Source organism: Silvibacterium acidisoli (genome assembly GCA_022870745.1).
GTDB lineage: Bacteria > Acidobacteriota > Terriglobia > Terriglobales > Acidobacteriaceae > Silvibacterium.
Genome location: CP085323.1, coordinates 3,155,902 through 3,172,360, shown reverse-complemented (window position 1 = coordinate 3,172,360; position 16,459 = coordinate 3,155,902). Strand labels below are relative to the sequence as shown.

The 16,459-nt window shown below is 58.8% G+C and carries 12 protein-coding genes; 8 read left to right on the top strand and 4 right to left on the bottom strand.

The features are described from left to right. The first annotated feature begins 22 nt into the window (after nucleotides 1–22). From LJD29_RS13430 to LJD29_RS13420, 3 genes are all read left to right on the top strand, one after another. Nucleotides 23–1,717, top strand: coding sequence for a glycoside hydrolase family 13 protein (locus tag LJD29_RS13430; RefSeq protein WP_446742047.1), 1,695 nt, complete (start codon nucleotides 23–25; stop codon nucleotides 1,715–1,717). Between the two features lie 161 nt (nucleotides 1,718–1,878). After that, a complete protein-coding gene (locus tag LJD29_RS13425) occupies nucleotides 1,879–2,805 on the top strand; it encodes a hypothetical protein (RefSeq protein ID WP_446742046.1) in 927 nt (308 codons plus the stop codon). A gap of 62 nt (nucleotides 2,806–2,867) precedes the next feature. After that, a complete protein-coding gene (locus LJD29_RS13420) occupies nucleotides 2,868–3,665 on the top strand; it encodes a glucosamine-6-phosphate deaminase (protein ID WP_446742045.1) in 798 nt (265 codons plus the stop codon). On the opposite strand, the gene LJD29_RS13415 is transcribed toward LJD29_RS13420, so the two are convergent. From LJD29_RS13415 to LJD29_RS13405, 3 genes are read right to left on the bottom strand one after another with little or no spacing between them, the layout of a single operon-like run. Then, nucleotides 3,655–4,605, bottom strand: coding sequence for a formylglycine-generating enzyme family protein (locus LJD29_RS13415; protein WP_446742044.1), 951 nt, complete (start codon nucleotides 4,603–4,605; stop codon nucleotides 3,655–3,657). The two genes, LJD29_RS13420 and LJD29_RS13415, sit on opposite strands and share 11 nt — an antisense overlap. 39 nt (nucleotides 4,606–4,644) lie before the next feature. After that, nucleotides 4,645–7,047, bottom strand: coding sequence for an exo-beta-N-acetylmuramidase NamZ domain-containing protein (locus LJD29_RS13410; RefSeq protein ID WP_446742043.1), 2,403 nt, complete (start codon nucleotides 7,045–7,047; stop codon nucleotides 4,645–4,647). 5 nt (nucleotides 7,048–7,052) lie between these two features. After that, on the bottom strand, nucleotides 7,053–8,573 hold the full coding sequence (locus tag LJD29_RS13405) for a sodium:solute symporter (protein WP_446742042.1): 1,521 nt from the start codon (nucleotides 8,571–8,573) through the stop codon (nucleotides 7,053–7,055). 517 nt (nucleotides 8,574–9,090) lie between these two features. On the opposite strand from LJD29_RS13405, the gene LJD29_RS13400 reads away from it, so the two are divergent. The 5 genes from LJD29_RS13400 (at nucleotide 9,091) to LJD29_RS13380 (ending at nucleotide 15,625) form a co-directional block, all read left to right on the top strand. After that, the gene (locus tag LJD29_RS13400; protein WP_446742041.1) at nucleotides 9,091–10,473 is read left to right on the top strand and encodes a PQQ-dependent sugar dehydrogenase; all 1,383 of its coding nucleotides are present in this window, start codon (nucleotides 9,091–9,093) and stop codon (nucleotides 10,471–10,473) included. A gap of 157 nt (nucleotides 10,474–10,630) precedes the next feature. Further along, the gene (locus tag LJD29_RS13395; protein WP_446742040.1) at nucleotides 10,631–11,512 is read left to right on the top strand and encodes a ThuA domain-containing protein; all 882 of its coding nucleotides are present in this window, start codon (nucleotides 10,631–10,633) and stop codon (nucleotides 11,510–11,512) included. Between the two features lie 32 nt (nucleotides 11,513–11,544). Continuing rightward, nucleotides 11,545–12,939: a multicopper oxidase family protein gene (locus tag LJD29_RS13390; RefSeq protein ID WP_446742039.1), complete on the top strand. Its 1,395-nt coding sequence runs from the start codon at nucleotides 11,545–11,547 to the stop codon at nucleotides 12,937–12,939. Between the two features lie 51 nt (nucleotides 12,940–12,990). Then, nucleotides 12,991–14,028 (top strand): c-type cytochrome, encoded by a 1,038-nt coding sequence (locus tag LJD29_RS13385; RefSeq protein ID WP_446742038.1) that lies wholly within the window; start codon nucleotides 12,991–12,993, stop codon nucleotides 14,026–14,028. Nucleotides 14,029–14,044: 16 nt separating this feature from the next. Then, the gene (locus tag LJD29_RS13380) at nucleotides 14,045–15,625 is read left to right on the top strand and encodes an acido-empty-quinoprotein group A (RefSeq protein WP_446742037.1); all 1,581 of its coding nucleotides are present in this window, start codon (nucleotides 14,045–14,047) and stop codon (nucleotides 15,623–15,625) included. Between the two features lie 3 nt (nucleotides 15,626–15,628). Here the strand turns inward: LJD29_RS13380 and LJD29_RS13375 are convergent, their stop codons facing one another. Next, nucleotides 15,629–16,375, bottom strand: a complete 747-nt coding sequence (locus LJD29_RS13375; protein ID WP_446742036.1) for an FG-GAP repeat domain-containing protein — start codon at nucleotides 16,373–16,375, stop codon at nucleotides 15,629–15,631. Nucleotides 16,376–16,459: the final 84 nt, after the last annotated feature.

Genomic DNA, 16,459 nt, shown 5'->3' with positions numbered 1-16,459 from the left:
CGTACTTACGAAGGAGCAAACCATGTTGAAACACGGAATCGCTGCGGCCCTGCTTGCACTCGCTCCGGCGCTCGCTTCTGCTCAAACCGCCATGAAGAATGTTGATGCGGAGGGTCACCCGTGGTGGCGTCATGCGGTCTTTTACGAGGTCTATCCGCGCAGCTTCGCTGACAGCAACAACGATGGCATCGGCGATCTGAACGGCATTGCATCGAAGACGGGATATCTGAAAGCGCTCGGCGTCGATGCGATCTGGATCACCCCATGCTTTCCCTCCCCGCAGAAGGACTTCGGCTACGATGTCGCCGACTATCAGAACATCGATCCGATGTATGGCACACTTGCCGACTTCGATCGCCTTTCGGCGCAGGCGAAGCAGGATCACATCCGCATCATTCTCGACTTCGTGATCAATCACACCTCTGATCAGAACAAATGGTTTCTCGAATCGCGTTCTTCGAAGACATCGCCATATCGGAACTGGTATGTCTGGCATGATGCCAAACCCGGTGGCCAGCCTCCGAACAACTGGGAGTCGGACTTCGGCGGCCCCGCGTGGACATTCGACCAGAAGACAGGACAGTACTACTACCACTATTTCGAAGCGGCACAGCCTGACCTGAACTGGCGCAACCCCGCGGTGGAGAAGGCGATGTTCGATGCCACGCGCTTCTGGTACAGGCGCGGCGTCTCGGGCTTCCGCCTCGATGCAGTAGACACGCTCTTTGAAGATCCGCAGCTCCGCGACAACCCCTTCAAGACCAACAGCGACGGCACGAAGGAGATGATCAACAAATACAACGACAAGCTGCCGCAGAACCACGAGGTGCTGCGCAGGCTGCGGAAAGTCGCCGACGAGAGCAATGCCGTGCTGATCGGTGAGACGTGGACGGAGAACATTAACCAGTTGCACGAGTATTACGGCCCCCATGACGACGAGATCCAGATGCCAATGGACTTCCTCTTCACTACCATCAACGTGCTTTCTGCTTCGAAGTTCCGCACCCAGATCAATCAGGCGGAGAGCTCGGGCGAGTGGCCGGTTTGGGTCATCACCAACCACGACATGACTCGCTCCTACAACCGCTATGGCGACGGCAAGCACAACGACGAGATCGCAAAGCTGATGGCCGGCATGTACCTGACACTGCGCGGCACGCCGATCATGTACTACGGCGAAGAGCTTGGCATGGAAAACAACGATCCTAAGCGCAAGGAAGACGTGCTTGACCCGCTGGGCAAGAACAACTGGCCACAGAATAAGGGCCGCGACGGCGAGCGCACGCCGATGCAGTGGAATACGTCAGCCAACGCGGGATTCACCACGGGCAAGCCATGGCTGCCGGTTCCGGCAAGCTATAAAACGCACAATGTTGAAACAGAGCTGAAAGATCCCAACTCGATTCTCAATTTCTACAAGCGCCTGCTTGCACTGCGTCACACAAACGAGGCGCTCATCGAAGGGGATTTCACTTCGCTGAACAACAGCGACCCGAATGTGCTGGCCTATCTGCGAAGCTACAAGGGCAAGTCAGTGCTTGTGGCGCTCAACATGTCGGCCTCACCGCAAAAGGTCGACCTCGACCTATCGAAGCAGGGCGAAAGCATGAGGCACCTCAACACGCTGCTTGCGACTCCGTCCGCCGCGAGGAATGTATCCGCGAAGGGCATGACTCTAGCTCCCTTTGCGGTTTACATCGCCGAGACCGGAAAATAGTTGCAACAACAAAGAACTGCGATCCACCCTTGGTCAGGTGGACATCGAGTGCCAGGACGATGCATGGTAGTGTCGAGCAGTTTGCCGCCAGATCTCTCGTATGATTACGGCGATTGACGGAACGCTGCGAAAATTACCCCTCACGGATTGGATTTGTCGAAATGAGCCTGCAGGCAGGAATCAAGGTCGAGAAGACGGAGTACAAGGGATGGCAAAACTGCTATCGCGTCACCAACGGAGAAGTCGAACTCGTCATCACCGGCGATGTGGGCCCGCGCATCATGCGCTTCGGCTTTGCCGGCGGACAGAACCTGCTCAAGGAGTTTGAGGAGCAGCTAGGCAAGAGCGGTGAAACAGAGTTCCAGATTCGCGGCGGCAACCGCGTCTGGAAGGCTCCGGAAGACGAAGTGGCCACCTACGCGCCAGACAATGTTCCCGTAGAGATCACCGTCACGCCGAAAGGCCTGATTGCCCGCGCTCCGGTCGAGCCCTCAACCGGCCTGCAAAAGGAAATGGAGATCAGCTTTGGACCCACCGGCAGTAAGGTTGCCGTGGCACATCGCATCACCAACAAGTCGCTCTTTGCGCTGCAATTCGCGCCTTGGGCGCTGACGATGATGGCTCCCGGCGGACTCGCTCTTACCGGCTTTCCTCCACGCGGTCACCATCCTGAGAACCTGGAAGCGAGCAACCCGCTGGTGATGTGGGCTTACACCGACTTCTCCGACAAGCGCTGGACGCTCACGCGTAAATACCTCGCGCTACAGCAGGATCCGAACAACGCCGAAGCGCAGAAGATCGGGCACTTCAACGAGAAGACCTGGGGCGCGTACCTGCTGAATGGAGAACTGTTCCTGAAGCAAACCACTGCCGACGCCAGCAAGACCTATCCAGACTTTGGATGCTCCTTCGAGACCTTCACCAACAACCTGTTCCTGGAACTCGAGACACTCGGGCCGCTCAGCAATGTTCAGCCCGGCCAGACCGTGGAACTTATCGAGGACTGGAGCCTCTTCCGCAACGTGAAGCTAGATAGCATCACGGATGCGTCCATCGACTCAGTCATTCTTCCCCTGCTGAAGGCCTGACAGGGCGCTTCAAGGCATGAAGAGCGGTTGCGAATCGCCGCTCTTCGTGCGAGGCTCGAACTATGTCCGCCGAGAACCCCACGCAATCCTTCAAAGTTGAAGACCTTCGCGTCGAAATCTACCCTGATGCTGAATCGCTAGGGAAAGCGGCTGCCCGCGCAGCACGCGAGGCCCTGCTTGCGATTGCGCAGCGTGAGCACACAATCAGCGTGATCTTCGCGACCGGCGCATCGCAGCTTCGCACTCTCGATGCTCTGACCGGCATGAGCGACCTGCCGTGGAAGAACGTGCATGGCTTTCACATGGATGAGTACATCGGCCTTCCGGTGACGCATCCTGCCTCTTTCCGCAAGTATCTGCGCGAGAACCTGACGCAGAAAGTTCCCATCGGACGATTTGACGAAGTGGACGGTAACGCAGCCGATCCGGCAGCCTTCTGCGCCGAGTTTGCTGCGGAATTGAAAGCGGCGTCGCCACAACTGTGCCTGATGGGCATCGGCGAAAACGGACATCTTGCCTTCAACGATCCGGGCGTGGCGGATTTTTCTGACCCGGAAGATGTAAAAGTAGTTCCCCTCGATGATGCCTGCAAAGAGCAGCAGGCGGCAGAGGGCTGGTTCGCGTCAATCAGTGATGTGCCATCCGAAGCCATCACCATCACTATCCCCGCTCTGATTCGCGTTCCGCGGCTTATCGTTTCCGTACCAGGCCCGCGCAAAGCTGCGATCGTGCGCCACACTTTGACGGGACCGATCACGACGCAATGCCCGGCGACGATTCTGCGCACGCATCCGAATGCGACGCTCTATCTCGACAACGACTCCGCAGCAGAACTCTCTGACCTGAACTTTACTTCGTAAGCTCGCGGCGCACGCAGCGGAACCCCATATTCGAAGTAGAGGAGTCGGGAGAGTTCTGCGTGCGCGCAGCAACCCGGTAGCGATTGCAATACGACGCGTGGCACAGGTAGGAGCCGCCCTTCATCACCTTGGTGCCGCCTGACGGCGGCCCAACGGGGTCAGTCGATTCGGCTGCGGAGTGGCTGCTGATAAACCAGTCGGCCATCCACTCCCACACGTTTCCGGCCATCGAATACAGCCCATAGCCATTTGCGGGAAATGCGCGAACGGGAGAGGTGTTAGCGTAGCCGTCCTCACAGGTGTTTTTGCCGGGGAAGGTTCCCTGCCAGATATTGCATTGGTGTTTTCCTTCGGGCGTCAATTCGTCGCCCCAGCAATACAGCTTTTGGACCAGGCCACCGCGGGCGGCGAACTCCCACTCGGCTTCGGTCGGCAGCTGCTTTCCGCTCCACTTCGCGAATGCGGCTGCATCGTTCCACGAGACGTGCACCACGGGGTGATCTGCGATCGATTCGATATTCGATCCCGGCCCCTGCGGAGCGTTCCACTTCGCGCCGTCGACCTTGCACCACCACGGCGCACTCTGGACATTGTCACTCACAAGTTCTTCGAACTTTTCTTCGGGAATGTCAGCCCAGAAAACAAACGACCAGCCAAAGTGTTCAGCTTCTGTTACATATTTTGTTGCGGATACAAACTCGGCAAACTGCGCATTGGTGACGGGAGCTTCGTCAATCCAGAAAGGCGAAAGAGTAACAGGCCGCACCGGACCTTCCCCATCTGCAGGAAAGCCTCGTTCGTAGTCCGTGCCCATCAGAAAAGTACCACCTTCGAGACGGACCATCCCCTCGAAGCTTTCACGCTCCGCCGTCACATGCTGGGCACTGGGCGCAGGCTCAAGGTGAATCATCTTCGGCGCACAGCAGGGCTTCTGTTCCATCTCTACGCAATCTCCTGTCCTTATTTTAAGCGCTGCTTTTCAGTAGAGGAGATACGGCTTGCGCTTCGTGAGGAACTCCTGGAGCGATGGCTGCCAGTCTTCATCGGTGCGCTGCGGATCGCGTCCTTCCTCGAGATCGTGCAGCACGCTCTGATTGGCAAGCAGCGTGTCTATCTTGTCGAGGTGGTAATCGTTCGGATAGAGCTTGTGAAGCTGCCAGGCAATCTCAAGGCCCAGTTCCGGCGCATCGAGCACATTACGATCCGTGACCACCAGGTTCACTCCGTGGCAAAGCTGGTTCGCATAAGGATAGGGCGATTGAGGGGTGAAACTTACCGGCACAAAACGAATGCCGGGCAGGAATCGTGCATTCAGCGCATATGCCAGTGCGCGGGCGTCGATCCAGGGAGCGCCTACGAATTCAAACGGCGTATCGGTGCCGCGTCCGACCGAGATGTTCGACGTCTCGATCAATCCCGTGCCCGGATACAGAATCTCAGCCTGCAGGCTGCGCAGATTCGGAGAAGGATTGACCCACGCAAGCCCGGTTGCATCGAACCAGTCGCCGCGCTGCCACCCCTGCATCGCAATCACGTTGAGAGGCGCATGTAGTTGATACTCGCCGTTCATGAATCGCGCGAGTTCGCCGATCGTCATGCCGTGTCGCGATGGCACGGGGGCAAAGTTTACGTAGCTTTCTTTGCCGACATCGGATAACGGTCCCTGCACGAACGACCCTCCGATCGGGTTAGGACGGTCGAGGACCACGATCTCCGTGCCGCTCTGTCCCGCGGCTTCGAGAAAGTAACGTACAACCGTGTCGTAGGTATAGAAGCGGACGCCTGCGTCCTGGATATCAATCAGTACAGCATCCAGCTGCCGTAATGCCTGCTGCGATGGACGACGCTCTTCTTTTGTCTTTCCGTAGAGGCTGATCACGGGAATACCGCTCGCCGAATCGACCGTGTTGTTGATTCCTTCTTTGTCCTCTGTGCCGCTGATACCGTGCTCCGGCGAGAAAAGCGTCTTGAGCTCCAATCCCGGCACGGCTGCCTTTGCGTCTTTCTGCAGAATATCGATGGTGCGCTTGCCGTTTGCATCGAGGCCACTCTGATTGGTAAGCAGGCCAATGCGCAGGTGCCCGCCATGCTTCACGGCCATGGCAGCAAGCTGCGAGAAGTGATCTGCTTCGAGGACATCTATGCCTGTGAGGACAGCACCATTGCGGTCGGGCCGATGACGCATGCCTGCAAGCGATTCGTTGTAGCCGGTCAGCTTTGCGCCAAGAGCACCGTGATCATCTGCAATGCCGAGCGCCTGCGCTGCCACCGTGGCGACCGCTGCGCGTATCGGAGTGATGCCCGACGGCCCGTTCGGATAGACGGCGTTCGTCATCATCACCACGTAGGTGTCGCTCGATGGGTCGATCCAAACGGACGTGCCGGTAAAGCCGGTGTGTCCAAACGATCCCACCGGAAACAGCTCGCCGCGGTTCGACGAGAATGGCGTGTCGATATCCCAGCCCAGCCCGCGCATGGCAACCGCGTTGGCAGGCTGCTCGGGGATGGTCATCTTCTCTAGCGTCAATCTTCGCAGGGGAAACTGGTTTGGCCTGCCTGCCAGGCAATCGAGCAGGTTCTGCGCATAGATTGCGACGTCGCCTGCCGTGCTGAAGAGGCCCGCGTGTCCGGCAACGCCACCCATGCGCCGCGAAGTTGGGTCATGCACAACTCCGCGCAACATCACTCCATGGTCATACTGTGTCGGCGCAATCCGCTGGCGCCATGAGGAAGGCGGCAGAAAGCGCGAACTGGTGAGGCCCAGCGGCTGAGCGACATTCTTCGCGAAGTACTCGTCGAGCGTCATGCCTGAGAGTTTCTCCACCAGCGCTCCGAGCGTGATGAAGTTGATATCGCTATAGCGGAACTGCACGCCCGCAGCCGTTACCGGAACCGAGGTAAACGCACGGCGAAGGCCCTCCTGCTTACCCTCCCAGACATCATCCAACGCAACGTCCGGAGGCAGTCCGGAATAATGCGTCAGCAACTGGCGGATGGTGATGTCCTGTTTTCCGTTCACGGCAAAGTCCGGAAGATACTTCGACACAGGATCGTTCAGCAGGAATGCTCCCTGCTGATAAAGCTGCATGACCGAAGGAGCAGTCGCCAGCACCTTGGTAAGCGAGGCTACGTCGAAGACGGTGTTCTCGCTCATAGGCTCGTCAGGCGAGTGCGACTTGTATCCGTAGGCGCGATGGAAGACGATCTGACCGCCATGACCGACGATGACGACCGCTCCGGGAAACTTTTTCTCCTCGATTCCCTGCTGCACGATGGTATCGATGGAATGGAAATCTGGCTGCGACTGCGCATGCAAGAGAGCGGAAGGCACGAATGCGCAAAGTGAGAAGAGGCTGACCGAGAGATAGTTGCGAAATGCCATAAGCGTCAGGAAGTAATTCTATGTTTGGTGTCAGGTAACAGCTTGCTCGCAGCCCAGCCCAGCACAAAGGTCAACAGGGATCCAATCAGGACAAACCAGGTCCACGCGATCTTCGGCACGACTGGATGCCATGCACCCAGCGACAACACGATGGGATGGGTCTGCTGCCAGAGCAGCAGGTTGGCCGCAAAGCCGCCAATCATTCCTACCAGCGCGCCGTTCTGCGTGGCGCTCCTGCTGAGCGTTCCCAGCAGGAAGACTCCGAGCAGCGCACCATACGCAACCGAAGCGATGGAGAGCCCCACCTCTACAACATGACCGCCGCCACGCGACATCATCGCCAGCACGAAGAGTACCAGCGCCCAGAAGAATGTCATGATGCGCGAGAGCTTTGCGCGGTTTGCTTCATCCGCATCGGGCTTCCATTGCAGGTAGAAGTCGACAATACTGCTGGAGCTGAGTGAATTGACCGCCGCGCTCAGGTTGGACATGGCAGCGGCAAGAATCGCGGCAACCATCAGCCCGGCAACACCGCGCGGCATCTGTTGCACGATGAACGATGGAAAGACGCGATCGGCCGAAGCAGGCGCGCTGCCGTGTGCAACGCCGGAATAGAAAAGATAAAGTCCGGTACCAATAGCGAGAAACAGGACGAACTGCACCAGTATCACCAGTCCGCTGCTGAGCAATGCAATGCGGGACTGCCGCAGGTTCTTCGCAGCCAGCAGCCGCTGCACCATCAGTTGATCGGTGCCATGGCTGGCCATGGTCAGAAAGCAGCCACCGATCAGGCCAGCCCAGAAAGTGTAGGTCGAAGTAAGGTTCAGCGCGAAGTGGAAGATGGTCAGCTTACCCGCCGCCGCGGCAGCGGTGTGAATGTGTCCCCATCCACCGGGCACCAGTTTGCCCAGCACCGCCACGCCAACCAGCGTTCCTACGACGTACAGAATCATCTGCACGGCATCGGTCCAGATCACTGCTGCCATGCCGCCTTCAAGCGTGTAGATCAGCGTAAGCGCGCAGATGATAGCGATGGAAACGACATCTCGCGTGCCGATGGCGATGCCTACCACGATCGAAACCGCGAACACACGGACACCCTCGGCCGCCGCACGCAGGAACAGGAAAAGAAACGCCGTGACCTTGTGCAGGCGCGCGCCGAACCGCTCGCCGATCACCTGGTAGGCGGTCAGCAGCTCTCCGCGAAAATACCGGGGCAGGAAGAGCAGGCAGACCACGACGCGTCCCACCAGGTAGCCAAGAACGATCTGCAGGAATCCCCAGTCGCCGGTGTAGGCGAGCCCTGGGACGCTGATGATCGTGAGCGTGCTGGTCTCCGCTGCAACGATCGAGAGCGCGATGGCCCACCAGGGGATGCGCTGATCGGCGAGGAAATAGCTTTTCAGGGAGCGATCCTGCTTGCGAAAGCGCAGGCCGAAAAGGGTGATCGCTGCCAGGTAAACCGCAACCAGTACGAGGTCGGGCGTGCTCAGCCTGGCGGCTGTCACGGAGGCCGTTGTCACCATCCAGCATTACCCGTAAGCGTAGTACGCCGCATGCCGGCGATCGTTACGGTGATGAAGCAGGCAGGCCGCAAAGCAGCAAAACGCCGAATCATTGCGCCAATGTAACAGATTTGCAACAGACACGGAGGTCGCTGCAATCGTGAATGGGTTCGTTCCAGTCCCCCGGAGATAGGCGTCTCAGCCAGCGAGATGCCCATCTCTGGCGTGGACGATATACTTCCAGACAACGGTCAGACCATTTGATTTCTGATCCTTAACAGAAATATGGCTACGCCACCAGAGAGGCCAAATCCTCCTGGGATATTGCTTTAAAACACTTTCGAGCTTCTGACCAATTTGAATGGTCTTTTCATGCGCAAAGATTCGGGCATCGGCAGAACATAGCCTAACTGCTGCTCAACGCCGGCTGGTCTTTTGAGACTCACCGTCCTCGATGGCGATTTCTGAGCATCTGACAGAAGTCAGCGGCCCAGACGCAAGATGAAAATTTCGGACTGAAGGTTCCGAAAGGAGAAATATGAAGCTGAAATTTATCGCAACGAAAGAACAACTCGCCGCACTGACGATTGCTCTCGCGCTGCCCATTGCCGCTCCCGCTCAGCAAACCATTACCGGCAAAGCGGCCTTCGCCGGCTACGACCAGCAGAAGCCAGGCGTGCGCCGCAAGATTACCGTTGCCGACCTTCCCGCCCCCAACCCCAGTGAATCCGTCGACAATGGTCCGGACGTTGTAAAGCGACCAGACGGCGTGTGGCCTACTGCACCGGCCGGCTTCAAGGTGCAGCTGTATGCGGGCGGAGATGCGCCGCCGATGGAGCGGGCGGAAAACAACAAGCAAACGCATGCCCCGGTTACCGGAACCTTCGTAATGCCTCGTATCATCCGCACGGCACCGAACGGCGACCTGTTCATTGCGGATTCTCAGGCCGGTTCCATCCTCGTGCTTCGGGGAGTCAACGCCCAGGGTAAAGCGGAGAAGATCAGCACATTCGCGACCGGCCTCGACCATCCCTTCGGCATCGCCTTCTACCCGAAGGGTCCGAACCCTCAGTGGGTTTACGTCGGTAACGCCACGACGATCATGCGTTTTCCGTACAAGTCCGGCGATCTGAAGGCATCGGCGGCTCCGTCGACCGTGATTCCCGACATTCCCGGCTATGCGCAACTCCGCGGCGGCGGCCACTGGACACGTGACGTGGTCTTCTCGCCGGATAACAAGCAGATGCTGGTGTCAGTCGGCAGCGGCTCCAATGTCGACGATCCGGATACCCACCCGAGCGAATTCCACCGCGCGGACGTGCTCGAATACACGCCTGAAGGCAAATTCGAGAAGGTTTATGCCTACGGCATCCGCAACTGCGTGGGTGAGGCCATCAATCCCATCACCGGGAAACTGTGGTGCTCGACCAACGAGCGTGACGGCCTGGGCAATAACCTTGTCCCCGACTACGTGACCTCGATCCAGGAGGGCGGATTCTACGGCTGGCCGTGGTACTACATGGGTGGCACCCAGGATCCGCGTCATCAGGGGGCGCACCCTGAACTGAAATCGAAGGTCATCACGCCCGACGTGCTGGTGCAGCCTCACATGGCTTCGCTGGAGCTGACCTTCTACCCGACGACAAAATCCATGTTCCCCTCCGACTACGACGGCGACGGCTTCGCGGCCGAACACGGCTCCTGGAACCGCGCCAATCGTGGCGGATACGAGGTCATCCGCCTCCCCATGAAGGACGGAAAGGCTACCGGCGAGTACGAGGATTTCCTTACCGGGTTCGTTACCAAGGATGGCCAGGTCTGGGGCCGCCCTGTGGGCGTCGCGGTCGGTCATGACGGAGCACTTTACGTCACCGATGACGGCTCACGCAGCGTGTGGCGCGTCACCTACACCGGCAAGTAGCCTTCGAGAATGGCTGTGCGGGGCCTCCTGCGCAGCCATTTGCTTTCGATAACGTTTCATGTGCGAACTTTATAGGACAAACGCCCCTTCCCACTTGTGCTGCCGAGCGGTTATCCTTCCATACCAATAGAAAATTTGGTTCTGCCAAGGAGATTCCTTGCCTTCCCTTCGAAGCTCTCTTACATCTGCCGTGTGCCTGCTGCTGGTTGGCGTCGCTCCCCACCTCGGATTTTCACAGCAGCCGGACGTAGCGCCTCCTCCGCACGCCAAGCAGATCCATCTGAAGCATGTACTGGTAATCGGAGAGACAAAGGGCTTCGAGCACGATTCCGTCTCTGCCGCCATGGCCGCGATCTACAACATGGGCAAAGAAAGCGGCCTGTGGGATACCGAGATGCGAACCGACACGGAGCTGCTGACGAAGAAAGATCTCGGACGGAACGCCAAGAATCTGGACTACTTCGACGTATTGGTCTTCGCCAGCACCACCGGCGAGCTCGACATGGACGACAGTCAGAAGAAGGACATGATGTCCTTCATTCATGAGGACGGCAAGGGCTTCGTCGGCATCCACGCGGCGCTCGATACGAACTACAAATGGCCAGAGTATGGCGAGATGACCGGCGGCTGGTTCGATCAGCATCCCTGGATGACCTTCAACGCACCGATCATCAACGAAAGCCCCGATTTCCCTGCTGTGCGTCATTTCCCCAAGGCTTTCACCAAGTACGACGAGATCTACCAACCGAAGGACTGGTCGCGCGACAAGGTCAATGTGCTGCTGAGCCTCGACCCCTCCAAGCTCGATTACAGCAACAATCCGCGCATTCACCGGATGGACCACGACTTCCCCGTAGCCTGGACCAAGATGTACGGCAAAGGCCGCGTCTTCTACTCGACACTTGGACATACGGAAGAAGCGTGGGAAGATCCAGATATCAAGAAGATGTATTTCGAAGCTATTAAGTGGGCGCTTGGGATGACCGAAGGAAGCACGGCATCGCACCCGCGTGTCAACACGACTGCCGGCAATCACTGATACGCCGCCCCTCAACCCACAGGAAAAGCCGTATGAATCGCAGAACCTTTCTTTCTTCCGCGAGCGCACTGGTCGCCGCAAATTCTCTGTCGCCTCTCGCGCCTCGCATGTTGTTCGGTCAAAACGCCACGAAAGCAGATCACGAGCTGCGCATTGCGCCCTGCACGCTTGAAATCGGGCCCGGCATCTCGGTTAAGACGCTGGCTTATAACGGACAGGTTCCCGGTCCGCTGCTTCGTTTGCGCGAGGGCACACCGGTCACCATCGACGTTACGAATGCAACGTCAGAGGCCGACATTACCCACTGGCATGGCCTGGCGATCGACCCGCTGAACGACGGCGCGATGGAAGAGGGTTCGCCGATGATCGCCGCCGGCCACACCCAGCGCTACTCCTTCATCCCGCGCCCCGCCGGCACGCGCTGGTACCACACGCATACAACCGCGATGGACAACCTCTCCATCGGCACCTACACCGGCCAGTTCGGGTTTCTGCTGGTCGAGGGACGCGACGAGCCGGGCCACTATGACCAGGAAATCAACCTCGCGCTCCATCAGTGGGAGCCGTCGTTCGTTCCCATGGTCGAGAACATGCGCGAGATGTCCGCGAACAGCCCCCTGACCTCCGGCTCAGACGTAGGCTACAAGTACGCCACCATCAACGGCCACATGCTTGGAGCGGGAGAGCCGATCCGCGTGAAAAAGGGCCAGCGCGTGCTGATGCGCCTGCTGAACGCGAGCGCCACCGAGAACGCTGTACTGGCCTTCCCGGGTCACACCTTCAAGGTGATCGCCATGGACGGCAACCCGGTGCCCAATCCTCAATCGGTCGAGGTGCTCTCACTGGCCGTGGCCGAGCGCGTGGACGCGATTGTGGAGATGAATTCTCCAGGTGTCTGGGTTCTGGGTTCAACGCTCGAAAAATCGCGCCAGATGGGTCTGGGAATCGTTGTCGAGTACGCGGGACACAAGGGCAAGCCGGTCTGGAAAGATCCGACGCCAGCTGAGTGGGACTACACCCGTTTTGCGAGCACGGCAGAGGCACCTGCTCCGGACGAGACCTTTACGCTCACCTTCCGCGATATCGGCGCTCAGCACGGCTCGAAGTTCGACACCTGGACGATCAACAACAAGTCCTGGCCAAATGCGGAACCGATCAGCGTGCAGAAGGGCAAGCGCTATCGCATGATCCTGCGCAACGGCAGCGGCGACCAGCACCCGATCCACATGCATCGTCACACATTCGAAGTGGTAAGCATCGGCGACAAAAAACTTAGCGGCCTGAAGAAGGACGTCGTCAACGTGATGCCGCTCGATACCGTTGCCGTAGATTTTGTTGCTGATAATCCGGGTGACACGCTGATCCATTGCCATCAGCAGCTGCACATGGATTACGGCTTCATGGTGTTGATGAAGTACACCGGATAACCGGCTCAAACGGACGCATTAGAACCGACGAATCGTTATCGAAGGTAGTGAATGAAAAAAACGCTTTCTGCATCCTCGCTGCTTCTTTCTGCTTTCGCATTGGTCTCTGCTTTGGCCTGCGCACCTTCGGCTCGTGCGCAGGCTGCCGATGCTCACCTCGGCGCTCAAGCCTATGCAAAGCATTGCGCCGTCTGCCATGGAGAGCAACGCCAGGGCAATCTGCCTGGCTTTCCGCCGTTGCTTGACATCAACCGCCAGCTCAAGCCCGAGCAGATAACGATGCTCATCCGTCACGGCAGGGGGCGCATGCCGGCCTTCCCGAATCTGCCGGAGGCGGAGGTCTCGGAGCTGCTGCGTTTCCTGGCAACCGATCCCATGTCCACGCCAGCATCGGCTTCAGGCGCCTCCTCGAACCTGGCCGATGCCGGTAGCCATCTCTTCCAGCGCAACTGCGCCTTCTGCCACGGACGTGATGCAGGCGGCGGCGAAACCGGTCCCGATCTTACGCGGTCGAAGCTCGCGCTTGCCGACGTCGGCGGAGACAAGATCGGCGAAGTGGTTCGCAATGGGCGTCCAGAGAAGAAGATGCCCGCCTTCAACTTCAACAGCGAAGAGATTCGCAGCCTTGCTGCCTTCATTCACTCGCAACAGAAGAAGGCCTCATCACGGCCCGGCGGACGCCGCGGCGTCGATGTCTCCGACCTGCAGACCGGCAATGTTGAGGCAGGCAAGGCCTACTTCAACGGTGCGGGCGGCTGCGCAAAGTGCCACTCGCCAACCGGCGATCTCGCCGGAGTTGCATCGCGCTATGAAGGCCTGCAGCTTGAGCGCCGCATGCTCTATCCCGAAGACACGGTCAGCAAGGTCGAGGTTACGCTTGCTTCCGGGCAGAAGATCGCCGGAACGCTGGCATATCGCGATGAGTGGGTCCTGGGCATGCGCGACACTGAAGGCATTTACCACTCGTGGCCGGTGCGCAGCATTCACTTCACGGTCGATTCGCCGGTCGATGCGCACGTAGAGCTGTTCAGCAAATACACGGACGACGATATTCACAACCTGATGGCTTATATCCAGACGCTGAAATAGGCGAGCGGAGCCGCTGATGAGGTCAAAGATCACGATGAAGCTATTGCGACAAATTGCTTATATTGCGGCGTCTGCCATGCTGCCTGTACTCGCTGCACCCATGCACGCGCAAAACCTTACGCCGGATGCCATCCTGCACCCCACTCCGGACTCGTGGCCCAGCTATCACGGCGACTACTCCGGCCGACGCCACAGCAAGCTCACGCAGATCACTCCGAAGAACGTGAATGAGCTTGGCCTTTCGTGGGCCTTCCAGACAGGCCAGACTGCCAGCATCAAGGCATCGCCGCTGCTGGTCGATGGAATCATTTACTTCACCGTGCCTGACAACATCTGGGCCGTGGACGCACGCTCCGGCCACATGCTCTGGCACTACAACAAGCCGACCGAAGACGGAGACCACATCGGGCAGCGCGGCGTCGCCATGTACAAAGGATGGCTTTACTTCCTTACGCCGAACGGACATCTGCTTTCGCTCGATGCGAAGAACGGCCATGTCCGGTGGGATGTACAGGTATCAGACGTCAGCAAAGGCTATTGGACGACCATGTGCCCGCTGGTTGTGAAGGATCACGTGATCGTCGGCGTCTCCGGCGACATGGATAACCTGCAGGGCTATCTTATGTCGGTCGATCCCGAGACCGGCAAGACGCAGTGGAGGTGGGATGCGACGCCTCCCGCAGGCACTCCCAACGCAACCACCGGTGGCATGACGTGGATCACCGGCACTTACGATCCTGACCTGAACCTGCTCTACTGGGGCACGGGTAACCCGACCCCGGTGCTGACCGGCAAGACACGCCCCGGCGACAATCTTTACACCTGCAGCATCGTTGCGCTCGATGTGGATACCGGCAAGCTTTCCTGGGGATTCTCCGTCTCGCCGCACGACACGCATGACTGGGACGCAGTGGAACCGCCAGTGCTGGTCGACGGCCAGTTCCACGGGCAGCCCAAAAAGATGTTGATGCAGGCCTCGCGCAACGGCTACTTCTTCGTCATCGATCGCACCAACGGCAAGAGCCTGCTGACCGTTCCTTACGGTCCGACGAACTGGACCACCGGCATCGACAAGGATGGTCATCCGATCCCGAATGTCGATAAAGAGCCGACACCCGACGGCCGCTTCATCGCGCCGGACGAAGGCGGCATGACGAACTTCCGTTCACCCAGCTTCGACCCCAAGACGGGTCTATTCATCGTCGACGCTCACCCGAGCTACAGCATCTACTTCGCGAAACCTGCCGATGGATACTACGGCTGGGCGGGCGCGGATTACGGTCTCTGGGGCAAGGGCGTGCTTGAGGCGATCGACTACCAGACCGGCAAGATCCGCTGGTCGCATGACCTCGGACCCGGCGGATCGAATGCCGGAGTTCTCTCAACCGACTCCGGTGTGACTTTTACCGGTGACGCTCACGGCAACCTGCTGGCGCTCGCCACGGCGGACGGGAAAACCCTGTGGCATGTAGGAACGGGCTCGTCGATGAACAGCTCGCCCATCACCTACGAGCTGGACGGACGCCAGTATGTGCTCACCAGCAGCGGGGGCGTGATGTTTGCATGGGCATTGCCGGAGTCGATGGCGAAGCGCTAAAAGCTATGTCGGGCAGTGGGCGTTCGCGTCCACTGCCGTGCTCAGCTCCGGCGAAGAGGTGAAGGTTCCCTGCCCGTTGCCCAGCATGACATCATAGGTGTACTGATCGTCATCGCCGTAGATCACGGCCAGATCCGGAATGCCATCCCCGTTATAGTCGGCCGCCGAAAGCTGCGGCGTCGTTCCGCGCATGCGCATGGGAAATGACCATGCCTGGCGAAACCGCCCCGCACCTGTGCCAAGAAATACTGTTATCGAACTGGCGCGCCAGTCGGAAATAGCCAGATCCAGCTTGCCATCGCGGTCAAAATCGGCGGAGGTGACAGAGATCGCGGAATCCAGCCGAGCAACTTCCCTGGTATCGCGGATACCTCCCGCACCATCGCCGAGCAACAGCGAGACGGTTCCATCCGCATCGGCAATCACCAGGTCCGGCTTGCCATCATGATCGAAATCCCCGGTAACAAGCGAACGCAGACGCTCGCCTGAGAGCTTCTGCGAGGGCATCTTCTGCATGCTGCCATCTGCGCGACCGAGCGCGATCGTAAGCCTGCTTTCGCCGCCTGCAAAGGCGACCGTCGCTGTGTCCGCGATACCGTCTCCATTAAAGTCTGCGGTGGCTATCATCAGCGATGCGGCATCGTCATCCGTGGAGATATCGGCGGCATGCGCCGTCAACGGCGCACAGACAGCGAGAATCGCTGCAAAGGCAATTCCGGTTCGAACACGCTTTGGGATAGGAGATGTCAAGCGAGGTGCCTGTATAAAGACTAACTCCGCGAGACATGCTTCGTCACCGTGCAGGCCGGAAACATTTCTGTCTTTCAGCCTGAA